The sequence below is a fragment of the Rhodococcus sp. MALMAid1271 genome (assembly GCF_049195265.1).
GTDB lineage: Bacteria > Actinomycetota > Actinomycetes > Mycobacteriales > Mycobacteriaceae > Rhodococcoides.
Genome location: NZ_JBMIRQ010000108.1, coordinates 137401 through 160276 on the forward strand (window position 1 = coordinate 137401; position 22876 = coordinate 160276).

General features: G+C 63.6%; 29 protein-coding genes. 14 read left to right on the plus strand and 15 right to left on the minus strand.

Going from position 1 to position 22876, the window contains the following annotated elements; all coding sequences use genetic code 11:
* Positions 1-34 precede the first annotated feature (34 nt).
* Positions 35-1318 (minus strand): HNH endonuclease, encoded by a 1284-nt coding sequence (locus ACOQFP_RS18480; RefSeq protein WP_421585130.1) that lies wholly within the window; start codon positions 1316-1318, stop codon positions 35-37.
* 151 nt (positions 1319-1469) lie between these two features.
* On the opposite strand from ACOQFP_RS18480, the gene ACOQFP_RS18485 reads away from it, so the two are divergent.
* Positions 1470-2702 carry a molybdopterin-dependent oxidoreductase gene (locus ACOQFP_RS18485; RefSeq protein ID WP_206487434.1) on the plus strand — a complete coding sequence of 411 codons (1233 nt, stop codon included), beginning with the start codon at positions 1470-1472 and terminating at the stop codon, positions 2700-2702.
* 32 nt (positions 2703-2734) lie between these two features.
* Here the strand turns inward: ACOQFP_RS18485 and ACOQFP_RS18490 are convergent, their stop codons facing one another.
* From ACOQFP_RS18490 to ACOQFP_RS18500, 3 genes are read right to left on the minus strand one after another with little or no spacing between them, the layout of a single operon-like run.
* Positions 2735-3496, minus strand: coding sequence for a class I SAM-dependent methyltransferase (locus tag ACOQFP_RS18490; protein WP_421585131.1), 762 nt, complete (start codon positions 3494-3496; stop codon positions 2735-2737).
* Positions 3497-3523: 27 nt separating this feature from the next.
* The gene (locus ACOQFP_RS18495; protein WP_206487085.1) at positions 3524-3973 is read right to left on the minus strand and encodes an SRPBCC family protein; all 450 of its coding nucleotides are present in this window, start codon (positions 3971-3973) and stop codon (positions 3524-3526) included.
* A 53-nt stretch (positions 3974-4026) separates the two neighbouring features.
* Positions 4027-4941: a D-2-hydroxyacid dehydrogenase gene (locus ACOQFP_RS18500; protein WP_421585132.1), complete on the minus strand. Its 915-nt coding sequence runs from the start codon at positions 4939-4941 to the stop codon at positions 4027-4029.
* Between the two features lie 68 nt (positions 4942-5009).
* On the opposite strand from ACOQFP_RS18500, the gene ACOQFP_RS18505 reads away from it, so the two are divergent.
* Both ACOQFP_RS18505 and ACOQFP_RS18510 read left to right on the plus strand, forming a co-directional pair.
* Positions 5010-5516, plus strand: a complete 507-nt coding sequence (locus tag ACOQFP_RS18505) for a GNAT family N-acetyltransferase (RefSeq protein WP_421585133.1) — start codon at positions 5010-5012, stop codon at positions 5514-5516.
* A gap of 11 nt (positions 5517-5527) precedes the next feature.
* On the plus strand, positions 5528-6088 hold the full coding sequence (locus tag ACOQFP_RS18510; protein ID WP_421585134.1) for a sugar O-acetyltransferase: 561 nt from the start codon (positions 5528-5530) through the stop codon (positions 6086-6088).
* On the opposite strand, the gene ACOQFP_RS18515 is transcribed toward ACOQFP_RS18510, so the two are convergent.
* Complete coding sequence (locus ACOQFP_RS18515) at positions 6080-7663, minus strand: ABC transporter permease (RefSeq protein ID WP_421585135.1); 1584 nt, start codon at positions 7661-7663, stop codon at positions 6080-6082. The two genes, ACOQFP_RS18510 and ACOQFP_RS18515, sit on opposite strands and share 9 nt — an antisense overlap.
* Positions 7660-8460 (minus strand): ABC transporter ATP-binding protein, encoded by an 801-nt coding sequence (locus ACOQFP_RS18520; RefSeq protein ID WP_421585136.1) that lies wholly within the window; start codon positions 8458-8460, stop codon positions 7660-7662. Before ACOQFP_RS18520 ends, ACOQFP_RS18515 begins: the two co-directional genes overlap by 4 nt.
* A 34-nt stretch (positions 8461-8494) precedes the next feature.
* Here ACOQFP_RS18520 and ACOQFP_RS18525 point away from each other — a divergent pair, with 34 nt between their 5' ends.
* Positions 8495-9298 (plus strand): SDR family oxidoreductase, encoded by an 804-nt coding sequence (locus ACOQFP_RS18525; protein WP_206487075.1) that lies wholly within the window; start codon positions 8495-8497, stop codon positions 9296-9298.
* 6 nt (positions 9299-9304) lie between these two features.
* On the opposite strand, the gene ACOQFP_RS18530 is transcribed toward ACOQFP_RS18525, so the two are convergent.
* Both ACOQFP_RS18530 and ACOQFP_RS18535 read right to left on the minus strand, forming a co-directional pair.
* Complete coding sequence (locus ACOQFP_RS18530; protein ID WP_421585137.1) at positions 9305-10087, minus strand: pirin family protein; 783 nt, start codon at positions 10085-10087, stop codon at positions 9305-9307.
* A gap of 29 nt (positions 10088-10116) precedes the next feature.
* Positions 10117-10608, minus strand: coding sequence for a VOC family protein (locus ACOQFP_RS18535; protein ID WP_206487065.1), 492 nt, complete (start codon positions 10606-10608; stop codon positions 10117-10119).
* A gap of 86 nt (positions 10609-10694) precedes the next feature.
* On the opposite strand from ACOQFP_RS18535, the gene ACOQFP_RS18540 reads away from it, so the two are divergent.
* The 5 genes from ACOQFP_RS18540 to ACOQFP_RS18560 all read left to right on the plus strand — a co-directional run bounded on the left by ACOQFP_RS18540 (position 10695) and on the right by ACOQFP_RS18560 (position 13613).
* Positions 10695-11147: a MarR family winged helix-turn-helix transcriptional regulator gene (locus tag ACOQFP_RS18540; protein WP_206487058.1), complete on the plus strand. Its 453-nt coding sequence runs from the start codon at positions 10695-10697 to the stop codon at positions 11145-11147.
* Positions 11144-11866 (plus strand): pirin family protein, encoded by a 723-nt coding sequence (locus ACOQFP_RS18545; protein ID WP_421585138.1) that lies wholly within the window; start codon positions 11144-11146, stop codon positions 11864-11866. The genes ACOQFP_RS18540 and ACOQFP_RS18545 overlap by 4 nt, the downstream gene beginning before the upstream one ends.
* Before the next feature lie 13 nt (positions 11867-11879).
* Positions 11880-12689, plus strand: a complete 810-nt coding sequence (locus ACOQFP_RS18550; protein ID WP_421585139.1) for an alpha/beta fold hydrolase — start codon at positions 11880-11882, stop codon at positions 12687-12689.
* 115 nt (positions 12690-12804) lie between these two features.
* Positions 12805-13392 carry an ArsR/SmtB family transcription factor gene (locus ACOQFP_RS18555; protein ID WP_421585140.1) on the plus strand — a complete coding sequence of 196 codons (588 nt, stop codon included), beginning with the start codon at positions 12805-12807 and terminating at the stop codon, positions 13390-13392.
* A gap of 8 nt (positions 13393-13400) precedes the next feature.
* Positions 13401-13613, plus strand: coding sequence for a hypothetical protein (locus tag ACOQFP_RS18560; RefSeq protein ID WP_421585141.1), 213 nt, complete (start codon positions 13401-13403; stop codon positions 13611-13613).
* 93 nt (positions 13614-13706) lie between these two features.
* Here ACOQFP_RS18560 and ACOQFP_RS18565 read toward each other — a convergent pair whose 3' ends face one another.
* Entirely contained in the window at positions 13707-14648 is a 942-nt protein-coding gene (locus ACOQFP_RS18565; protein WP_206487046.1) for a DUF808 domain-containing protein, read from the minus strand.
* Between the two features lie 183 nt (positions 14649-14831).
* Here ACOQFP_RS18565 and ACOQFP_RS18570 point away from each other — a divergent pair, with 183 nt between their 5' ends.
* A complete protein-coding gene (locus tag ACOQFP_RS18570) occupies positions 14832-15239 on the plus strand; it encodes a hypothetical protein (protein WP_421585142.1) in 408 nt (135 codons plus the stop codon).
* The gene (locus ACOQFP_RS18575) at positions 15236-15433 is read left to right on the plus strand and encodes a helix-turn-helix transcriptional regulator (RefSeq protein ID WP_206487044.1); all 198 of its coding nucleotides are present in this window, start codon (positions 15236-15238) and stop codon (positions 15431-15433) included. The genes ACOQFP_RS18570 and ACOQFP_RS18575 overlap by 4 nt, the downstream gene beginning before the upstream one ends.
* A gap of 3 nt (positions 15434-15436) precedes the next feature.
* On the opposite strand, the gene ACOQFP_RS18580 is transcribed toward ACOQFP_RS18575, so the two are convergent.
* Positions 15437-16657, minus strand: a complete 1221-nt coding sequence (locus ACOQFP_RS18580) for a pyridoxal phosphate-dependent aminotransferase (RefSeq protein WP_421585143.1) — start codon at positions 16655-16657, stop codon at positions 15437-15439.
* The gene (locus ACOQFP_RS18585) at positions 16654-17595 is read right to left on the minus strand and encodes a DMT family transporter (protein WP_421585144.1); all 942 of its coding nucleotides are present in this window, start codon (positions 17593-17595) and stop codon (positions 16654-16656) included. The genes ACOQFP_RS18580 and ACOQFP_RS18585 overlap by 4 nt, the downstream gene beginning before the upstream one ends.
* Between ACOQFP_RS18585 and ACOQFP_RS18590 the strand changes: the two genes are divergently transcribed.
* Complete coding sequence (locus ACOQFP_RS18590) at positions 17594-18988, plus strand: PLP-dependent aminotransferase family protein (protein WP_421585145.1); 1395 nt, start codon at positions 17594-17596, stop codon at positions 18986-18988. The two genes, ACOQFP_RS18585 and ACOQFP_RS18590, sit on opposite strands and share 2 nt — an antisense overlap.
* On the opposite strand, the gene ACOQFP_RS18595 is transcribed toward ACOQFP_RS18590, so the two are convergent.
* Positions 18981-19268 carry a PLD nuclease N-terminal domain-containing protein gene (locus tag ACOQFP_RS18595; protein WP_241256229.1) on the minus strand — a complete coding sequence of 96 codons (288 nt, stop codon included), beginning with the start codon at positions 19266-19268 and terminating at the stop codon, positions 18981-18983. The two genes, ACOQFP_RS18590 and ACOQFP_RS18595, sit on opposite strands and share 8 nt — an antisense overlap.
* 151 nt (positions 19269-19419) lie before the next feature.
* On the opposite strand from ACOQFP_RS18595, the gene ACOQFP_RS18600 reads away from it, so the two are divergent.
* Both ACOQFP_RS18600 and ACOQFP_RS18605 read left to right on the plus strand, forming a co-directional pair.
* On the plus strand, positions 19420-20043 hold the full coding sequence (locus ACOQFP_RS18600) for a hypothetical protein (protein ID WP_341244598.1): 624 nt from the start codon (positions 19420-19422) through the stop codon (positions 20041-20043).
* Between the two features lie 62 nt (positions 20044-20105).
* Positions 20106-20567: a DUF6194 family protein gene (locus ACOQFP_RS18605; protein ID WP_421585146.1), complete on the plus strand. Its 462-nt coding sequence runs from the start codon at positions 20106-20108 to the stop codon at positions 20565-20567.
* On the opposite strand, the gene ACOQFP_RS18610 is transcribed toward ACOQFP_RS18605, so the two are convergent.
* The 3 genes from ACOQFP_RS18610 to ACOQFP_RS18620 are packed head-to-tail and all read right to left on the minus strand — an operon-like array spanning position 20568 to position 22788.
* Complete coding sequence (locus ACOQFP_RS18610) at positions 20568-21467, minus strand: transketolase family protein (RefSeq protein WP_421585147.1); 900 nt, start codon at positions 21465-21467, stop codon at positions 20568-20570. It lies immediately after the preceding gene.
* The gene (locus tag ACOQFP_RS18615; protein WP_421585148.1) at positions 21467-22147 is read right to left on the minus strand and encodes a thiamine pyrophosphate-dependent enzyme; all 681 of its coding nucleotides are present in this window, start codon (positions 22145-22147) and stop codon (positions 21467-21469) included. The genes ACOQFP_RS18610 and ACOQFP_RS18615 overlap by 1 nt, the downstream gene beginning before the upstream one ends.
* Before the next feature lie 47 nt (positions 22148-22194).
* Positions 22195-22788, minus strand: coding sequence for a TIGR03086 family metal-binding protein (locus ACOQFP_RS18620; protein WP_421585149.1), 594 nt, complete (start codon positions 22786-22788; stop codon positions 22195-22197).
* Positions 22789-22876: the final 88 nt, after the last annotated feature.

Sequence of the window (22876 nt, forward strand, 5' to 3'; positions counted from 1 at the left end):
CTCGTCACACTAACTTGCCCTCGATGACGGCATGTCATGCAGCCTGCTGCCAGTTGGTGATCAGGACGTCGGTCGCGTAGCTCAGGTCGAGGCCTTCCCCACCCCAGTCGGGGACGATGGCGTCGCGCTCGACCTCGCTGTGCCGTCGTCGAAGATCTTCGGCATCTCCGGCTGTCGCAGGCGCATGCAGAACCTTGGCACCCGACGGATGAAAGAACGAGAATCGTTGATCCCCAAGGGCTTCGATCACAAAGTAGCCGTCGTGCAGTGCCCGATGATGTTCGCCACAGAGCAGTACCAGGTTGTCGAGCGAGGTCTCGCCGCCACGAGAGCGATACGTGACGTGATGCGCATGCAAGAATCGCGTGCGCCCGCATCCGGGCACCGTGCAGCAGCGATCTCGAATGATCAACTGCCGCATCTGAGTTCGGCACGGACTACTGGACGTGGTACTCCATCGCACAGTCTTGCCCAGACGACCGTGCCCGACAGTTCGCATCACTGCCGAACAGAGCACCTGAGCCAACGTCTCGTCGTCGAGCCCGGGCCCGTCGTCGAAATGAGCATGATCACCGCCAGCTTCTTCGCTGTCTCCGACATGCACCAGCACCTCCGCCGCGGGTGAGACCACCGGAGATTTCACGGCGTCGCACACCATCTCCGCCATCGCAATCATCGCCGGCACGGGATCGGCGGGAGCAGGCGCGGCCCTATCGGCAACCGCGTCATCATCGGTTCGGGTGCGCTCGTACTCCGCCCTGGTCAGCGCGGCCAGCAATCGCTTACCGTCCTCCGGACGCAGCCGGGCACTGATGACGAGGGAACCGTCTTGTTCGTCCCAGCGCCAACGCCCGACGCATGGATCGACGTCCACACCATTTCGCCGACTCGGACGCATAGCCTTCTTCAGTCCACGGCACAGGCGCTCGACGTGCGCCGCGGGCGCATCGAGCGCTTTCTGCAGCAATGACGCCTCGTTCGCGGCCGTGGCCACCCGAGTCATCGCCCGCACCTTGGAATACGAGACCGTTCCGCTCAGATACGCCGAAGTGATCAACGGTAGTTCTCGCATCGCCTTGGCCACTCGCACCTGCTCACGAGCGGTGTGCAGATCGACTCCCGCTCGCCAGGACAACCAGTGCGCACAGGAACACACCTCCCAGCCGGCCCAACCGCGTCGCACGTCGAACTCACCCACCAGAATCAGATACTGCGCCGACGCCGCCGCGATCTGACCGGCCAGCGCGCAGATCTCGGACTCGATTTCTCCTGTCTCGATCCGCCCCGCCTCGGATCCCAGCTCTGCCATATCGATCATGAACGCCCCCGCTCGTCGAATATCTGTTCGACAAACGTAGGCCACGGCACCGACAAGATCGTTTGGGACCGGCCACGCGTCCCCGCGGGGACGCACATTCTCGCTGGCTGGGGGAGTCGCCATGACACATCCGGCACCGAGTGGGCTGCGAATGTTCTACATGGCCGATGCACCCAACCCCCTCGCGCGCTTTCGCAGTCCGGTGCGCAGCACGTGGTTGACGTCGCTGTTCGGCGCAGTCCTTCTCGTCGCGCTACCGATCATCATCGTGACCGGCCTGCTCTCCTACATCGCGTACGGACCACAGTTCGGTCAGGCCAGGCCGGGGTCCGTCGGGTGGCTGCGGTTGCCGTTCTTCGATTGGCCGACAAATCCTGCGTGGCTGTATCAGCTCACTCAGGGCCTGCACGTCGGGTTGGGTTTGATCATCGTGCCGCTCGTCATCGCCAAACTGTGGTCGGTGATGCCCAAGCTCGTCGAACTACCACCCGTGCGATCTCCTGCGCATGCCCTCGAACGTCTTTCACTCCTCGCTCTCGTGGGCGGTCTTCTCTTCGAGATCGTCACCGGTGTTCTCAACATCCAGTACGACTACGTCTTCGGTTTCGATTTCTACGCAGCACACTATTTCGGTGCCTGGGTGTTCATCGCGGGATTTCTGGTGCACCTCGGTCTCAAGGTTCCGCTGATGTGGCGAACCTTGCGATCGGAGTCGTTGATGGATGTACTGCACGCCCGCAACGAAGCTGCGGAACAGACGCCGTCGGCGACCATGACTCGACGCGGTGCGATCGGACTGGTCGCTGCAGGAATGGGTTTCGTTGCCGTCTTGACCGCCGGCCAGACCATCGGTGGAGTCCTGCGCAAGGCCGCCATTCTTCTTCCTCGTGGACGCTCCTACGGCAACGGCCCCAACGACTTTCAGGTCAACCGAACTGCCGAAGCGGCAGGGATCACCGAGGCGCAGACCGGTGCAGACTGGCAGCTGACGATCAGCAGCGCAGCCGACGATGCCACCGCGGTGGTGTTGTCGCGCGGCCGGCTGCTGTCGATGACGCAACGCACTGCCGATCTTCCGATCGCCTGCGTCGAAGGATGGTCGACGACGCAGACCTGGACGGGCGTTCCGCTGGCCGAACTGGCTGCCCTTGCCGGTGTGCCTACACCACGCTCGGCCGAGGTGATCTCGCTCGAACGGAACGGTGCCTTCGGCCGCGCGGTCCTGCAGGGCAATCAAGCGGCGCATCCGGACTCGTTGTTGGCGTTGAGCGTCAACGGCGCAGAGCTCTCACCCGATCACGGGTATCCGGCGCGGGTGATCGTGCCTGCACTGCCAGGCGTCCACAACACGAAGTGGGTCGAGCGCATCGTGTTCCGTTCCTGAGCCGCCCGCGCAGATCAGATCGAGCACAGTCTCTACTCGAGCTGCGCTGTCATCATCTGTGTGACGTAGCGGTATTCGAGGTACCCATGGTCGGTGATCGCCGCATGCACGGCGGCGAGGACCTCTGCGCGGCGCACGTCGCCGAGGACGAGGTGGCTCGAATACGTTGCGGCCATTGCGCAGAATTCATCGGCTGTGTAGCGCTGCACCCAGTCGTAGGTCGTTGTCGCCCATGGGCCGAAGCCGTCGGCCGCAGGCATGACTGTGTCCGGTTGCGCGCCCAGCGATTGCGCCAGCAGGGGTGCCGCTCCCGGTTCCGTTGCCGAGTAAGCGGCTCGCACTGCCTCCCATGCCGCACCGTCGAGGTCGCCCGGCATGTTCCACCACAGCCGAAGAAGACCGCCGGGGACCAACGCGCGCGACGCCACCGCGACCCCCAGCTCATGGTCCACCCAGTGCCACGCTTGTGCGGCGACGACGACGTCGAAGGACGACGGCGGGACGACGCAGTCCTCGAACCGAGACACCTGCACCTCGACGTCGAATTCCTCGGTTCGACGCCGAACGATCCGAGCCATCCCTGGATCCGGTTCCACCGCAACAACCGACGCGCCGCGTTCTGCCAATGCCACCGTGGCTTTGCCGGTGCCTGCTCCGGCCTCGAGCACTCGCAGTCTGCGGCCGGTCGCGATATCGGCGTACAACTCGGCCGGGTAACCCGGTCGGGCTCGGTCGTAGTTCTCGGCGACCCGCCCGAAACTCAATGCTCGGGGTGGTTTCGCGTCGTCGGCCACGTCGGCCAGACTACCGACCTGGCCACGCTACCGCCCCTGAGCCGCTTCCAGCTGGGACCGAAGGGCCGACTCGGTATGACGAATCGCTTGTCCGACGACGGGTTCCACGACGGCTCCGAGCAGTTTGCCTGCCATGCCACCGGGCAGGCTGTAGCGGAATACGACGTCGAGGCGGGTCTGCCCATCGGGGGTGTCGGCAAGAGACCACGTGGACGAGTTCGACAGGCCCTCCACCGACTCCAGCGTCAGTCTCTCGTCGGGAACCCACTCGGTTACGTGCACAACCGATGTGAGTGCCTTCGGGCCGATCTGCATGGTCGCGTCGTACGTGGCACCGAGACCGGATGTGGCCTCCGTCCTCGGCTCGAACCGGGTGATGCCGAACATCCATTTGGGCACGTTCCGGTAGTCGTCGAGATAGGCGAAAGCGGCCTCGCGGCTGGTGGACGCGATCGCCGAACGATTGATTTCACGCACCACCACACCCTAGTACACGCTACGTCGTGTTACACACACTTTCTCTCATCGGCTCACCGGCGAACGTAACCCAGCTGCTTGTCGACCACATTGACCAGCGCCAATCCTTGCAAGTACCGCTGCAGATTGTCCTCGAACAACTGCCACAAGCGTTCGGCGAAATCGTCGGCGTCACCGGCCAGATGCGCGGTCACTATCACGTTGTCCATGCCCCACAGCGGGCTCGATTCCGGCAGCGGCTCCACCTCGAACACGTCGAGCACCGCCCACCCGATCGCACCAGCGGCCAAGGCAGCGCACAGCGCAGCTTCGTCGACGACGGGTCCGCGGGAAATGTTGACCAGGCCCGCGTCCGAATGCATAGCCTCGAGCACCTCGGCGTCGACGAGACCGCGAGTTCGTTCGGTCAACGGGGCGGCGAGAACGATCACGTCGTATTCCCCTGCGTACGAGGGCAATCGACCCACGTCGCGGATACGCGCGAACTCGGCATCGCCCGGACGCTCGGACGTTGCCGACGCATCGACGCTCATACCGAGTGCGCCGAGCACCCCACCGATCGCACGTCCGATAGAGCCCGGTCCGACGACGAGAGCGTGTCGACCGTGTACTCCGCTGGTGCCTCGATGTTCCCAGACCCGCTCGCGCTGTCGACGGATCGCCTGGGGCAGCTTCTTGACCGACGCCAGAATTCCGGCGGCGACGTATTCGGCTATCGCACGGTCGAGGATGCCGCCGGAGTTGGTGAGTAGCCAGTCACTCTCGCGCAGAGCCGGATCAAGGATTCGGTCCACTCCCGCGCTCGAGGCGTGGATCCATCGGAGGTTCGTGGCATTCGGCCACACGGACCGCAGGTCCACGGTCTCGAACGTTCGAAACAACAGCACCTCCGCCCACGAGACCGCGTCGGCGAGTTCGGCGATGACGCAACTCCGAAAGTGCACCCCTTGCACAGCGGGAAAGGACATACGATCCGAATCACTCTCGACCACAAGCACGTTCACCACTACGATCACCACCTCCGTAATATGGACTCGTGCTCACCGTTGAACTCGCATCCGCCGCCGACGCAGCAACGATACTCGGCCTCCGTCACGCCGCCGAGGACTGGCTGGCAGCGCGGGAAATAGACCAGTGGACTCCGCGCGAGGTTCCCCTGTCCACCATCACCGCTCAAGTCGAAGCAGGCGAGTTCTACATCGCTCGACGCGAACCCGGTGGCCCCATTGTCGCTGCGCTGCGGCTGATCTGGTCCGATCCGACCATCTGGCCCGAACGGAGCGAACCAGCCGGTTACGTGCACGGATTGGTGGTCGACCGGGCCGCTGCAGGCACCGGAGTCGGAGCCTCGATGCTCGCGTGGGCAGCGGAGAGGACTCGTGGGGAAGGGCGAGCGCTGCTACGACTCGATTGCGCAGAGTCCAACTCCGCCCTGTGTAGCTACTACCTGCGGCAGGGGTTTCGCCACGTCGGACGCCACGAATTCGCCGACGGTAGTTCGTGGTTCAGCGTCGCACTGTTCGAGAGGTCGACCGGCTTGTAGCGTGTTCGCCCATGGGCGAGAATCGAGACCGAATGCTGCGCGGCGAACTCTACCGAGACAGTGACCCCGACCTGGTGGCGTCTCGAATCTCCTGCGGAAAGCTACTCGACAGATTCAACGCGATCGAGGCCGACCGGGCCGAGGAACGACGCGACCTGCTCGGCGAGTTGCTCGGCTCCATCGGAGCGGATTCGTGGATCATGCCCCGATTCCAATGTGACTACGGCACATACATCTCCATCGGATCCAACAGCTTTCTCAACTACGACGCGATTCTCCTGGACTGCGCACCCATCACCATCGGCGACGACGTATCGATAGGACCACGGGCGCAACTGCTGACAGCTCTGCATCCGATGGAGGACCATCAGGCACGCCGAACACGCTGGGAGAGCGCTCAGCCCATCACCATCGGCAACAACGTCTGGTTGGGCGGGGGTGTGATCGTCTGCCCGGGAGTCACCATCGGCGAGAACTCGGTGATCGGTGCCGGGAGCGTCGTCACTCGCGACGTGCCGCCGCACACCTTCGCCGCCGGCAACCCGTGTCGGACCATTCGCGCCCTACCGTGAAATCACCGCGTTCAAGATCTTGTCGGAGTCGCGGACCAGCGTGGTGACTGCCTTTCTGGCTCCCCACCACATTCCCAGCCAGCCGATTGCGATGGCCACGAGAATCGACAGGTATGCGAACGCACCGGGAAGGAGCAGCGCGAGTAGCAGACCAGGCAGGACCGACACTGCCAGAAGAACGATCCCGATCAGAAAGTACGCGAATGCACCGCCGGTGAACGATCCCCGTGTGTTCATCGAGAATGCCTTGGTAGCTTCGGGCACCGGGTAGGCCGCGCATACGGAGTTCACCGCTGTGAGCCCGGCGCTCACTCCGAGCATCGAGATCGTCACTGCGATAGGGATCTGCAGTCGGTCGAGCCCGAGGTCGCCGAACACTCGAACCACCAGGACAGGCACTATCGCGAAGGGTGCCGCGACGAGCAGCCAGGCGATCTGACGACCACGGATGTCGTCCGAGAGGGCCTGCGGAATCATCACCAGGTGCCACATCGAACTACCGTCGAGACCGTAGAAATTCGATCCAGCAACCATCGCCATGAGGATGACGATCCATGCGCCCCAGGCCGCATCGAACGGAATCGAATCCGACACCAACGGTCCGATTCCGCCGAGTACGGCGAAGATCAGGGCCGACAGCAGCTGACTTCGACGACGCATGTCACCGCGCCACAAGGACAGCTCTCGGGTCACCACCGCGCCGACCCGCGTTGTCCGCCACCCCGTCGCTCCGTCGCGGCCGTTGGCTGTCGTCTGCTTGCGCGATGCCCCCGACGAGGCGGACACCCGTCCCTCGAACAGCCGCAGCACCAGTCGCTGCCACGCCCACACCAACACGCCGTCGATCAGCAGCAATCCGGCCACTGCGCCGACAGCTAGTAGCCAATTGCCCTCCAGCGCAGCGTCTACGCTCGTGATGCCCCAGCTGAACGGAATGGAATGCGCCAACGTGAGCGGCCATGTCACCTCACCGGACAGCACTCGCCCGAAGTTCTGGGTGATAGGAAATTGAAGAAAGTACAGGCCGCCGAAGATCGCACTGAAGGCCAGCAGCGCCAACTCGCGGCTACGCCGACTCTTGAGAAGCTGTGACATCGCCAGCGTCATAACTCTGGACAACGACACGAACAGCACCACCGTGGCGGGCCACGCCACCAATGCCAAGGGGAATGCGGCGATGGAACGAGAGAGCGCGTATATCGGGATGGACGCGGCCGCGATCGTGGTCAGCGGTACCACGATGCCGAGAGCCGAGGTGCTCAGCAGAGCCCGGGCCAGCCCACGGGGTTCGACCGACAACAACTGAAAGTGCCGGGGCTGAATATTGTCGTCCGAGATGCCCGAGAGCACCGGAAACAGCACCCAACTCAGACCCAGCAGGGTCAGCCCGAGACTCGCCGTGCCGCCGACCAGCACCGACGATGCGTCGCCCTGCGCCGCCATCACACAGGCGAGCACTGCGAGAATCAGTCCCAGCAATCCGAACACGATCTTCACTGCCGCGCGTCCGCCACTGAATTGCCTGCGGTAGAGAGTGATTCGCATCTGCAGGACCGTCCGGCCAAGGGAGGTCACGAGCGCATCCACGACAGACCGTCCGGGTTCTGCGCCCGGGTTCCGACGAGTCGAACGAAGGCGTCGTCGAGGGTTCCGCCACCACGCACCTCGTCGACCGTTCCGGCCGCCACGACGCGGCCGCCGGTGATGACGCCGACGTGGGTGCACAGTTGCTCGACGAGCGCCATGACGTGGCTCGACAGAATCACCGATCCGCCGGACCGGACGAACTGAACGAGGATGGTGCGAATGGTGGTGGAGGAGATGGGATCGACGGCCTCGAAAGGCTCGTCCAACACCAGTAGCCGTGGCCCGTGCAGCAGTGCCGAAGCAAGTCCGATCTTCTTGGTCATTCCGGCGGAGTAATCGGCGATGACGGTTCCTCCGGCGTCGGTCAGATCCAACGCATCCAGCAGCTCGTCTCGACGCTGCGCGATGACGTCCTCCGGCATCGCGCGCAGTCGCCCGAAGTAGGTGAGGAGCTCGTGGCCGGTGAATTGCGAGGGCAACGTCAGCCCGTCGGGGAGCACCCCGAGTAACTCCTTCGCCGCGACCGGATCGGCCCAGACGTCTCTCCCGAACACCATGCTTCGCCCATACTGTGGCCGAAGTAGTCCCACTGCCATGGACAACGAGGTCGTCTTTCCCGCGCCGTTGGGTCCGACCAACCCGAACATCGAGCCTGGGGGGACGGTCAAGGACAGGTCGTCGACGGCGATCTTGGGGCCGAAGGCCATGCACAGGTGCTCGAGCAGCAGGGCGGCAGGATTCGTATGCACAGGTAACAGACTATCCGGTATGGGCCGTTTCGTCATCCGTCCGGATCGGGCACCCCGGTACCATCTGGGCATGAATCGCACCGCAGTGGTTACCGGAGCATCATCGGGAATTGGACGCGCCGTTGCGGCGGTATTGGTCGCCCGCGGCTACCGAGTCATCGGCACCTCGCGCAATCCGGATTCGATGACCGACGCTCAGCGGCTGACAGGGGTCGAATATCGAGCACTCGACCTGACCGAGACCGCGTCGATCAGCAGCTTCGTGGCCGAACTCGGCGACGTCGATGTCCTGGTCAACAACGCAGGCGAGAGTCAGTCAGGGCCGTTCGAGGAGCTGCCGACCGAAGCCATCGAACGCCTCTTCCAACTCAACGTCTTCGGCGCAGTAACGCTGTCGCAGAGCGTCATTCCAGGTATGCGCGAGCGTGGGTACGGCCGCATCGTCATGGTCGGCTCGATGCTGGCGAGCTTCCCCCTCGCCTACCGATCGTCGTACGCGTCGACGAAAGCAGCGATCAAAGGCTTCTCCGACGCTGCCCGACTGGAACTCTCGCCCTTCGGTGTGTGGATGACCACCGTCGAGCCAGGGTCGATCAACACCGGAATCAGCGAGCGCCGAAGCAAATACATCGCGCCGGATTCGATACACCGAGAAGACTTCCACACCACGATCTCTTCCTTGGATCGCAAGGAAGGAAGCGGCATCTCCGCCGAGGAAGTCGCTGAGGTGGTACTGAAGGCCATCGAGGCGGACAAGCCGAAACCCTTGTACGCCAGAGGAAGCAATGCACCGGTGGTGTTCCTCGCTCGCCGGTTGTTGCCTGCGACCTTCATGGAGAAGACAATCGCGAAGATGTTCGGGCTGAAGAGGTAGTCGACCTCAGCCGGCGATCGCGGCGTGCATCTCCCAGACGATCACTTCGGCACCGGCGACGGTGCTCAGCTTCTGCCCGCCGCCTCCGGAGATGCGCACGGCGTCGCCCTCGCCGAGTACGCCGACACCCTCGAGCATCGCTTCGCCCTCGGCGACGAACACGTGCAGGAACGGGGCGTCGGGAAGATCGACTGGGGCTTGTCCGGGACGCAGACGTGCAGCATGCATGGCGGCGTACTTGTTCTTGATACGGATCGCCGCATGGTCGCAGTGGTGAGCCATCCCTGATGCCACGGGAACCAGACCACCACCGAGCAACTCGTCGTCGATCTCGAGCTGTTCGTAGCCCGGGGTGATGCCCTGCTCGTCGGGGACGACCCACATCTGGACGAACCGAACGGGATCACCGTGCCTGCCCGAGTACGAGCCGGCGGTCTCGCCGAGCCGCCACGAGTCGTTCTTCTCCGAGTGCAGGATGCCGGTGCCTGCACTCATGCGCTGCGCGAGACCGGGATAGATGACGCCGGAGTGGCCCATCGAATCCTGGTGTACCAGCGAACCCTGCAGCACCCAGGTGACGATCTCCATGTCGCGGTGCGGGTGAGTGTCGAATCCCTGCCCAGGAGTGACGATGTCGTCGTTGTTGACCATCAGGACGCCGTGATGGGTGTTGCCACGATCGAAGTGGTTGCCGAACGAGAAAGAGTGCTTGGAGTCCAGCCAGCCGATGCGCGTCGTGAAGCGGTCTGCGGCCCGTCGGACGTCGAGAGTGGTTGCTGCAGCAGCCATGTCATTGCCTCTAATCGCGAAGTATGTGGTCATAGGACGTGCGAGCCGTACATCTCACCGAGTGGATCGGCGATCAGTTCGAGGCGCGCACCGTCGGGGTCGCGGAAGTACAGCGAGACCTCGCTGTGCTCGATCAGTTCGACTCCGGCGTCGATCAGCTTGGTACGCAGGTGTTCCCATCGGTCGGGCTCGACACTGATCGCCACATGGTGGAGGCCGCCGAGCACCTCTGCATACGGCCCGACGTCGAGTCCGGGAAAGTCGAAGAATGCCAACAGGTTGCTGTTGCCTATGTCGAAGAAGAAGTGCGAAGACCCAGGGTAGTCACGGTTCTCGATGAGCTCGGTGAGCGGGAACTCGAGCAGATCCTGATAGAAGCGAACCGTCGCCTCTACGTCGCTGCTGACCAACGCGGTGTGATGGAGACCGCGAGCCGATGACGCCGGGCGCTCCTCGGCCGGCTTCAGGTGCTCGGCGCGGATCCGGTCACGCGCGACGGTGTGCTGATCTACCTCGGTCATCGCTTTACCCTCCGGTCAAGTAGTTGCTTCGTCAACTACAAGCTCACAGTACACCTAGTAGTTGCGCTGTCAACTACCATGGGTGCATGGAAAATCCACGGTGGCTCAACCAGGAAGAACAGCTGGCCTGGCGCGCATACCTCGACGCCACGCGGCTGCTGCTTCGCGATCTCGACAACCAACTCACGCGCGATTCCGGAATCTCGTTCACCGACTTCGAGCTGCTCGTGGTGCTGTCCGAATCTTCCGATCGCCGACGCCGCATGAGCGAACTCGCCGACGCCGTCACCACCACTCGCAGCGGAGTGACGAGGGCCATCAGCCGGCTGGTCGAGTGCGGTTGGGTTCGGCGCGTCAAATGCGACGACGACAAACGGGGCATGTCCGCCGAACTCACCGACTCCGGTCTGCGCACCCTCGCCGAGGCCAGTCCTCAGCATGTGGACGCGGTGCGACGGAACATGTTCGATCTGGTGGACCCGAACGATCTCGCGGCCCTCACCCGCACGTTCTCGGCAATGCGAAACCACGCGTCGTGACTGTCACCCACATTCCCGGCGATCGACGGCATCACTGGTGGAACGAATGGCTCGATTCCAAGCAATCGTTTCCCGCCACCGGCAACTACGATCTCGCAGCGAACGCACACGGGCTGCTGATGGTGCACAACGAGGACACCGTCTCTCCCGGCGAAGGATTCGATTCGCACGAGCACCGGAACATGGAGATCCTCACCTGGGTACTCGAGGGCACGCTCGAACACACCGATTCCCAGGGCCACAGTGGGCTGATCCGCCCGGGACTGATCCAGCGCATGAGTGCGGGCACGGGCATTCGCCACACCGAACGAAATGCATCGAGCCGTACCAGCCGCGACACGCTACGCGTCGTGCAGATGTGGATTCCGCCCGATGCCGACGGACGGGTGCCCTCGTACGCCGAACTGGACGTGCGCGACGAGTTGGCGTCCGGTGAACTCGTCTGCGTGGCATCAGGCATGCCGGGTGGAGGTGGAGTGCGCATCGGCAATCGGTATGCAGCACTGCACGTTGCACGGCTCGCACCGGGACAATCCATAGCCGTTCCCGACGCGCCTTTCGGTCATGTCTTCGTGGCCGACGGTTCCGCTGCGTTCGAGGATGTCGGCGATCTCGCCCAGGGTGACGCGGTGCGACTGACCTCCACCGGCGGACACCGTGTGACAGCATCGACTGCCAGCGAGATCATGATCTGGGAAATGCACGCCACCTTCGCCTGAGGGAGTTACAGCCATGCCGACTGTCATCACCGACGATGCCGTCACCCTGAATTATCTCGACGAGGGCACCGGTCCGGCTGTAGTCCTCATCGCCGGTTTCTGTGCGCCCGCGACAACCTGGGTACTGCAGCAGAAAGTGTTGGTGCACGCCGGATATCGGGTACTGGCGCTCGATCGACGAGGACACGGGGCCTCGGAGGCTCCGACGTACGGGGCGTCCATGGAGCGGCACGGACGCGATGTTGCCGACTTCCTCGCGGCCGTGGGCGTCACGGACGCCGTCCTGATCGGTGGTTCGATGGGAGCGAGCACCATCTGGTCGTACGTTTCTCAATTCGGCACCGAGCACGTGCGAGCCATCGTATCGGTCGATCAGACTCCGAAGATGGTCAACAGCGACGACTGGTCCAACGGTTTCTACGGTCTCACCGAGGACAACCGAGGGACATTCTTCGACAACGGAATACCCGATACCGGACACGGCCTCCCCAAGTGGAAGTCCGTGCCCTCGCTACTCAAGCTCGCACTCGCACTACGCGCGATGCCGAAAATGGCGTCGCCCGACACCCCACCGATGAAGGCTCTGCTGGCCGATCATGCGGCGCAGGATTGGCGCGCAACCATTGCCGGTACCGACAATCCGTACCTGATGGTCGCCGGGCGCGACAGCCAGTTCTGGCCTGCTGCACACGCTTTCGAGTCCGTCGAAAACAATCCTCGCGGTCGATCGGTGGTGTTGGAACAGTGCGGTCACGCCGCGAACATGGACCGTCCGAACGAGTTCAACACGGCGATGCTGGAGTTCCTCGAATCGGTCTGGTGAGGTCACGACTTCGGGGGTCACCGACGTCGAGGTTCGATCGGAAGGACTGACACCCACCCCAATCCAAATCCGAAAGAACTATTGCGAAATATTTGTTTCGGGTTATGGTTACTGCATGAGCCCACCACCGCCCGATACGACGCCCCGGAAGCTGACGGACATGTCAGAGCTCAAGGCGCTGACGCATCCCATTCGACTGCGATTGCTGTACGCGCTGCGCGCCAACAAGTCGATGACAGCCACCCAGCTCGGCGATCTCGTGGACGAATCGCCCGCGTCGGTGAGCTATCACCTGCGCAAACTCGCCGAACACGGGTTCGTCAAGGAGGTCGAGAACGGCTCGGACAGGCGTCAGCGCTGGTGGTCGGAGGCCAACGAGAACGGGTTCAGCTGGTCCGAGAACGACTTCTCCAACTCACCCGAATCGCTGCAGGTGGCGAAAGCCTCCAAGAATTCCTGGCTGGCGCACCAGTGGTCTCGACTGAGCGACTTCGATCGAACATCCGAATCCTGGGGACCGGAGTGGATAGCCGCGGCGTTCAGCTCGGACGATGTCCTGCGGCTCACTGCCGAGGAAACGGAGGCCATGGGCAAGGAAATGCTCGCCGTTGTCGACAAATGGCGTCGGCACGGCGAGAACGCGACCTCAGGGGAGCGTGAACACGTGATGGTACTGATGCACGGATTTCCCACCACACCTTAGGAGTTGGCATGTATCCGTTCGACCCGCACACGTACCTGTTCCTTACCCGGCACGAGCGCGAACTGCGCTCACTGCGGGCCGACCGCCGCAGACTCGCTGCTGCTCAACGCCGTCTGCGCCGCGACGAACTCCGAGTACAGCGAGCTTGGGACGAGTTGACGACGTCGCTCGCCGACGTCTCGGCATCGGAACGTCGTGTACTCGAACTGGCCACGCGATGACTCAGATCAGAGACTTCTTGAGCCAGACCTGCGCGTAGGGTTCGTCGTTGAACGCGGGCACCTCTCGGTAGCCGAGCTTGGCCGGAACAGCCATTATTTCGCGGCAGCCCGCCTCGCGAAAACCTTCGAGATTCCCAGCTGTGCAGCGACGATGATGCCACCCACGATCGCACCGATGACCGCCGACGCGAGGGTGTTGACGATCCAGGCCAGGACTCCGCCGACGCCTGCGACCCCGCGCACTGCGTCTTCGCCATGGTGAACCAGTTCGTAGATGGGATGAAATCCGAGCTCGTCGATGCCGACGAGCAGGATATGTCCGCCGACCCACAACATCGCTGCAGTCCCGACGACCGACAGCACCGACATGACCTTGGGCATGGCCCTGACCAGCCCCCGGCCGAATTTCTCGATGAAGCCGGTGGAGCCGTCGGCCAATTTCAGACCGATGTCGTCCATCTTGACGATCAGTGCGACGACTCCGTAGACGACTACAGTGATGACAACGGCAACGACCGCGAGGATGATCAGCCGGCTCCAGAAACCCTCTGCAGCAATGGTGTCCAGTGCGATGACCATGATTTCGGCGGACAGAATCAGATCGGTGCGCACTGCGCCGGATACAACGGTGTCCTCGTCGCGCGGCTCGTCTTCGGCGGCGGCGTGATGCTCGCCGTGGCCGAACAGTGCACCCCAGATCTTGTGTGCGGCCTCGTAGCTCAGGTAGCAGCCGCCGAGCATCAAAATAGGCGTCAACAGCCACGGTACGAACTGACTGAGCAGCAACGCGATGGGAAGAATGATCAGCAGCTTGTTCCGCAGCGAGCCCACCGCGATGCGCTTGATGATCGGGAGTTCACGTTCGGCCGCGAGACCGCGGACGTATTGGGGCGTCACCGCAGCGTCGTCGATGACGACACCAGCCGCTTTGGCAGTCGCCCGCCCGGTCGCGGCACCGATGTCGTCGATCGATGCGGCAGCCAGACGCGACAGCGCTGCCACGTCGTCGAGCAGAGCTACGAGTCCGCCTGCCATCACAGACCTCCGAGTGAAGACGAGTGCACGGGCAGGCTCCTTGGTCTCGGTACGACGCCGAATCCCGACGATCTACGCATCGAAACCATACCGCCAGAGCGGCGACTACCACCACACACGACCACAGGACGATGTATGGTTTCCTATACGTATAGTCACCTATACCTCAGAACGGAGTTGCTCATGACGATCAAATGGCTGTTGGCGGCCGCCGTCGGGCTCGCCGCCGCAGCGACGACGGCAGTGCTGGCCTGGCTCGTCTCGCCCGTCGCACCAGGTGTTTCGGCGGCGGTGTTCGGTTTCATCGCCCTTCCGTTCGGGGCAACGCTGGGCTGGATTCTCTTCGTCGCCCCTGCCACGGCGGACCAGGCCTACGCCTCGGATGAGAGCGTCGAGAGCCACTGGGCAACAGCTGCATCGAGTGGCACGGCCACCGATCTGGTGACTGTCCTGGGTCTGACTCTGGCCGTGGTATCCATCGCCCGCGTCGATCCTCCGGCCACAGTGCTGCTGACCGGCCTCTTGCTGGCCGCGTTCGCGTCGTTCACCACGCGGTACGCCCTCGCACGCCGCCGGGCATTGTCCGAGTGAAGAACAATGTTCGACGGCGTCGCACCGAAATGGGTTGGTCTCAACAGGAACTGGCCGAGCGCATCGAGGTCACCCGTCTGACCATCATCTCCATCGAGAAGGAGCGATTCGACCCGAGCCTGCCGGTCGCCTTCCGCCTCGCGGCGGCCTTCGACTGCTCCATCGAGGAGCTGTTCGTGCCGGACCGGACCTGATCGCTACTGCGTGTACGAACTCAGAAAATTGCCGAGTCGTTCGAGCGCTGTCGCCAGATCGTCGACATTGGGCAGCGTGACGAGACGAAAGTGATCAGGTACATCCCAATTGAACGCGCGACCGTGACTGACGAGGATCTTCTCCGATTCGAGGAGATCGAGCACGAACTTTTCGTCGTCGACGATCCCGAAACGTTCGGTGTCGAGTTTCGGGAACATGTAGAGCGCGCCCGCTGCCTGCACGCAACTGACTCCGTCGATGGAATTGAGCACGCGATGCGCCAGATCACGCTGCGCCGTCAGTCTTCCCGAGGGCAGCAGCAGATCCTCGATCGACTGCCTGCCACCGAGCGCCGTCTGAATAGCGTGTTGCGCCGGCACATTTGCGCACATACGCATGTTGGACAGCAAGGTGATGCCCTCGATGAAACTCGCCGCGCGACGACGCGGCCCGGTGATCGCCAGCCAGCCGGCGCGAAATCCACACACTCGGTATGCCTTGGACAGACCCGAATAGGTCAAGCACAGAACATCTTTGCCGGCCAGCGTCGCAAGATTCGTCATGACCGCACCCTCGTAGACGATCTTCTCGTAAATTTCGTCGGCGAGCAGCGCCAGATCGTGCTGACGCGCCAGATCGACGAACCGCTGCAGCGCCTCCCGTGGGTACACCGCCCCGGTCGGATTGTTCGGATTGATCACCACGATCGCGCGGGTCCTGGGCGTGATCTTCGATTCGAGATCATCGAAGTCCGGTGCCCAGCCCTGATTCTCGTCTGCAAGATAGTGAACGGGGGTACCACCGGCGAGTGCCACCGAGCCCGTCCACAACGGGTAATCGGGCGAGGGAATCAGAATCTCGTCTTCCGGATTGCACAGAGCCTGCATCGTCATCGTGATCAGTTCCGATACCCCGTTGCCGAGGTAGACGTCGCCGACGTCGAGATCGGTCAGTCCTTTGGTCTGGTAGTACTGCACCACCGCCGTCCGGGCCGAGAACAGCCCCCGCGAATCGGAATATCCCTGCGCCGTCGGCAGATTGCGAATCATCGCCATCATGATCTCGTCCGGTGCCTCGAAGCCGAAGGGTGCCGGATTGCCGACGTTGAGGCGCAGAATCGCGTGGCCCTGCTCCTCGAGCTCCTCGGTCTTGTCCAGAATTCGGCCACGAATGTCGTAGCGAACATTCTCGAGCTTGCGCGCCTGATCGATCGATCTCGTCATGATGAGAGTTCCTCCTGTCGGACGGACGGCGACATCCGGGTTCGGACCGCCACTGTTGCACACACGATCACCGCCGCTCCACCCACCACCACCGGCAACGTCAACCCTTCGCGGAGGATCATCGCGGCCCAGCACATGGTCAAGACCGGTTGGATCAGCTGAATCTGACTGACACTCGACATCGGGCCGATGGCAAGGCCCCGATACCAGGCGAAGAAGCCCAGATACATGCTCACCACCGACAGGTAGGCGAAGGCGGCCCACTCGGATACACCCGCGGAGGACGGCTGCTGCCACCATGCGAACCCCGCCAGCGCACCGGTCACCGGAACGGACACCACCAGCGCCCAGGAGACCGTCTGCCAAGCACCGAGTTCGCGCGCCATCAGGCCGCCCTCGGCGTATCCGATGGCTGCGGCGAGTACTGCTCCGAGCAGCAACAGATCCGACCACTGCAACCCGATCAGCTGTCCGCCTTGCAGGGCAGCGAACCCGACGGCGACGACAGCTCCCATTGCCGCGACCAGCCAGAACATCGGCCGAACCGGTTGCCGTTCGCGGACAACCGCGGTGGCGGCGGTGGCAGCCGGAAGCAAGGCGATGACGACGGCGCTGTGTCCCGCCGATGCGGTGGTGAGGGCGTACGAGGTGAGAACCGGAAAGCCGACGACGACACCGGCCGCGATCACCGCGAGCCGAATCCACTGCCGCCCCCGCGGGAGCCGTTGCCCGGTAGCGGCGAGCGCTACCGCAGCCAGCGCGGCGGCGACCACAGCTCGTCCGCAGCCGACGAAGAGCGGGGACAGACCTCCGGTGACTGCGACGCGGGTCAGTGGCACTGTGAACGAGAAGGCCGTGACGCCCGCAACTCCCCAGAGCAGTCCTGCGCGGGATAGCAGACCCACGTCAGTCCGAGTAGCGCTACTATGCTGTGTCATGTCCGACGATAGCAGTTCCCGAATTGTGGCTGCACTGAGATCATGGATCGACACCGCGCCACCCGAGGCCAGGCTGCCGTCCACCCGGACCCTTGTCGCCGAGCATTCCGCCAGTCCGGTCACCGTGCAGAAAGCACTGCGCACCCTGATCGCGCAGGGTGTCATCGAAAGCAGACCCGGCGTCGGCACTTTCGTCCGTACTGTGCGCACGGCCCGCCCCAACGACTACGGCTGGCAGACTGCAGCATTGGGGGCACCGAACAATCGACTGCAACTCCCGGCGGCTCTTCAGTCGACCTCCAGCGACGTGATCGCCTTGCATTCCGGCTACCCAGCCCGAGAGTTGTTGCCAGAAAAGCTTGTTCACGCCGCCTTCACCCGCGCCGCCCGCACCGACTCGGTGATCGCCCGACCACCGACAGCAGGCCTGCCGGAATTACGCGCATGGTTCGCGGCCGAGTTGGGGGCGTCGACGCCGTTGGGCATCACACCACCGTCAGCCAGTGACGTCGTCATCATCCCCGGCAGCCAGACCGGACTCAGCACAGCATTTCGAGCGCTCGTCGGTGCCGGTCGGCCGTTGCTCATGGAGTCCCCGACGTACTGGGGCGCGATCCTGGCTGCCACGCAGGCAGGGGTGGACGTCGTGCCGATACCCAGCGGCGTCGACGGCCCTGATCCCGACGGACTCGCCCGCGCATTCGCGCACACCGGCGCTCGGGCGTTCTATGCGCAACCGACCTTCGCGAGCCCCACCGGGGCACAGTGGTCGCACGCTCTGTCCGAGCAGGTCCTCGCCACCGTTCGACGCCACGGCGCGTTTCTGATCGAGGACGACTCTGCCCACGATTTCGGCATCACCGCCGAGCCGAGCCCGCTGGCAGCACAGGACGATGCCGGGCACGTCGTATATCTCCGATCGCTCACCAAGACGGTGTCACCTTCGGTTCGGTTGGCGGGCTTGATCGCTCGCGGTCCCGCTCACGAGCGGATTCTCGCCGATACCGGTGCCGAATCCATGTACGTCAGCGGCATCCTGCAGGCAGTAGCCCTCGATGTGGTGACGCAACCTGCCTGGCGAACTCATCTTCGCCGTCTACGTACACAACTGTCCTCGCGTCGAGACTTGTTGGCGAACAGCCTGATCGAGTTCGCGCCCCGGGGGCACCTCGATGCGGTACCACGCGGTGGACTCAATTTGTGGATGCGTCTGCGTGACGATGCCGATCTGGAAGACATTGTTCGGCAGTGCAGATCGGCTGGTGTGATCGTCGGGGCAGGGGACGACTACTTCCCGGCCGAACCCACCGGAAAGTACCTTCGCTTGAACTATGCGGGTCCCAACCCAGGTGAGTTCCCCGATGCAGCACGCACGATCGGTTCGATCATCTGAGGCCGTTGGAGACATCTGCGGCGAACGAGGACTTACGTCCCACGATGAACCACACCAGGGGACCGAGGAACGGGAACGCCAGGACGACGAAGATCCACACTGCGCGGCCGGCAACGCTGTAGTTGGGCGAGCGAACGATACTGACCACGGCGGCGACGAACAGAAGTACCGCACCGAACGTCACCACGAGCGCGATCACCAGGCCCAGGGTTCCCAATCCGATCCCGAGCACCTGCTCGGCGGTCGACTGCTGCTGAGACAGGATTGTTGCGACGTCCATGACGGTCCTTCCGCGTGTGCCGTTTCGTTGACCCTCACCACGCTACGAAGCGTCGGCCCGGACCACATCGGCCTACACGGGTAGTTCGGCATACATCGCGAGATGTACGACAGGCCTACCGCCGAGGCCCACCGACAGCTACGTTGATCGGGTGCGAAAGGTCAAGAACGACTACGCCGCGTGGATGGCCCTGGGGCCGGGAGGACTTCCAGCAAACATCGGAGGATGGCTGATCGCAACCGCCTTGCGTCCCTTTGCTCGAGCCGACCCGTTGACTGTCGGCGGCGCGGACCACCCCGGTCTGCACTGGCACCTCGAGCATCGACGTGGACCTCGCCCGACGATCGCGCCGTACCCGATACCCCACCGTCAACTCACCGATCGCGGACACTCGACGCTGATCGAGCGATTGAATGACGCCGTCGCCGCCGAAGCCCGACCGGACGGGCCGTTTCACATGGAGCGCAGCCACTTCGAGCGCAGAGGCGACGCCTTGTACGTCACGGATATCAGTACTGCGGCACCGTGGATTGCCCGGACCAAGGGCGAGATTCTGCACGTGCACGAGAGCGAAGGTTCGCTGCACGTGGTGCTGCAACCGGACGACGCTCAGACCGTCATCTCCGCGGGGTGGGGAGAGCTGCACCCGCTGGCCGGACGCCCCCTACTCGCGCTACCCGAGACCTACGTCTTCCTGTACGCCCCACGAGATACCGACGACGCCGACCGTATCGAACAGATCATCCACCGCGCAGTCTCTACCGCGAGAACGTGAACAGTTGCGTGTAGATCGGCTGAAGTCTGGGCAGACGCTGCCGAACATGTGACCATCGATGCATGACACTCGACGACATCGTAGATCTGGTCGGCAGCTTCGAGGGCACGGTGGCGCAGCGCCCCCGAGAGGGTGACGGAACTCCGGAGCTCGCCTGGGGCGACGTGTTCTTCTACTACTCGCCCGACGGGACCATCCCGACCACTGTTCAGCCGTTCGCAACCATCGTGACCAAGAACTATCCGGGCGACGAGCTGTCCCGATTGGAACGGTCCGACGCCTTCCGTGTCAATGTCGTTGCAAGCAAGCAGGATTTCGAGCAGCTTCTGGGCGTTCCTCCGCGCGAGGCTGCTCGCGCACCTCAGGCCGACGCCGACGACACCCTTGCCTCCCATCCCCAGTACGGCACTGCGGGGTGGATCTGCGTGGTCAACCCGGCTTCGCAGACCCAATCGCAGGTCCGGGAACTACTCGCGTCTGCGTATGCCGTCGCCAAAGGCAGGTACGAACGCCATCAGCCCTGATCAGCCGAAGAACTCCGCCATGGATCGCGCCAGCCCTTCGACATCCAGGCCGTTGGCGTGGTCGTGTTCGGCCACTGTGCCGTACTTACGCCGTTCTCCTGCCTCGACCCCGACTCCCAGCACCCGGTGTCGCACATCGGCCAAGGCCCGATCGACCTGCGGCACCGAGGTTCCGGCGAGATACGGTTCGACGAGCATCACGTCGGGCTCGGAGAGGGTCTCGCGCAGCGTGTGGATGTCGAAGGGCCTGATTGTCGACGCGTGCAACACCGTCACGTCACGACCTTCCGCCGCGGCAAGGACGCGATCCGTCATCGGTCCGACGCTGACCACCGTTCCCGAATCACCCTCCTGCAGAACAGTCATCGACCCGCCGGGGTGCGCGTAGGATCGGTCGTTCGAGACGCCGTCGAGCCTGATGTACACGCGGTCCTCGGACGACGCCGCGCTGCGCAGCATCCACTCGACCTCCTCCACGTGCCCGGGCACGTGAACCGTCCACCCGTCGAGAGTGTCCAGCAGCGCGACATCCCGCTGGCCGAAGTGCGTCTCGCCGCCTTGTGGCCAACCGTACGAGCCACCGGAGCTGACGAGGACCGCCCCGACATCCTGATGCCCCAGGTCGAGCTTCACCTGCTCGAAAGGCCGCTCGATCAGGAACGGCGGGAAGGTGTGCACGATCGGACGCAGACCGGCGAGCGCCAGGCCGCCCGCGACACCTATCATCGCCTGCTCGCGAATTCCTACGTTGATCACCCGCGGCTCGATATCCGGAGTGAGATGAGGTTCGAGATAGGCCACGCCGATCTCGGCCAATACCAGCGCAATTCGTTCGTCCTGCGCCAACAACTCGGGCACCAGGCGATAGAAGCATTCGCGTTGGTCCACGGTCCCGTTCATCAGCTCTCCTTCGTTTCGACGTGCGCGACCACCACGTGCGGCCGCTCGGCGTGGTCGAGACGAAACGCGCCCCTGAGCGCGCTGTGATCTCGGCCGTCGACATCGGATGTCGACCACCCCTCGACCGCGAACCGCACCGAGATACCGCCGGGCCACCCCAGACCGGCAGAATCGTTGTCGATCACCACAGCGGTCAGGTTGCCGAGCTGCGATCGCGCAGCGAATTGAATGGCTTCCATATTGCTGCCCTCGTCGAGTTCCGCGTCGCCGATCAGCACGAAGACTCGGGCAGTGCTCTGCTGAATACGCAGCGCAGCAGCAGTTCCGGCGGCCAGCGCCATACCGTGTCCGAGCGATCCCGATCCGATATCGACACCGCGGACCAATGTTCGGTCCGGATGACTGCCCAGGGCCGAGTCGTAACTGCCGAAGGATTCGAGATCGCTGCGCGTCAAGAACCCCCGTGCCGCGAGCACCGCGTAGTACGCCATGGGGCCGTGCCCTTTGGAGAGGTAGAACCGATCACGTTCGGGGTCTTCGGGATTGGCCACATCGAGCCGAAGTATGTCGGAGTATAACACCCACAACACATCGAGCGTGGATGTGGCACTCGCACCGTGCTTTTCGTCGCCCGTCATCAGGGTCATGAGCTGAGGCAGCTCGCCGTATGTCATCTGCATGCTGCCAGCCTGCAACCTCGAGTGCACTCGAGGTCAAGTGGCAGACGCTATACCCAACCATCCGAGGAACGCCCGGAGAAATTCGCAAGTCGTTCCAACGCTCCCGCCTCTGGACGCGGTTCCACGACGGCACCGAACGGCACTCCCGGAACCCGGGCGTCCGGCGGGAGCATCGCCCGGAATTCCTCGGCCACGGGTTCGACCAGTGCGGGATCGACGTCGGCCGGCTGTCCCGTCGCCACAGCAAGGTCCCATCCGTGCAGCAACAGCTCCCGGGCGTACCCCCACACCGCGGATCGGCCAGGGACCGCGCCCCACGGAACCACGACCGGGGCGTCGAGCGCTGCGTCGTCGGCCCACGCTGCACGCGCCTGCTCTACGAGTGCGTCGAAAGAGCCCGCATCGTGAACCGAGGACCAGGGCGAGACCGAATCCGGACTTCCGAGTTCGGCAATCGCGATCAGCCGACGGACCGTCGAGACGAGGTGTCCCGCGAGGTGTAGGACGTCCAACTCGTCGCAGGGGGTAGGTAGTTCGAGCTGCTCGGGACGGACCCCGCCGAGAAGTGCGCTCACCCATGTTGCGGCCGTGAAATACACAGTCCGAGGATCCGTCTGCTGTGCGCTGTCTGTGGTGGTCATGGAGGAGCCTTCCGTTCTACGACCACCCGTCGTGGCCTGCTGCACTGAAGTAAACCGCTTGAACATGACACCTTCTGTCATGTTTTGG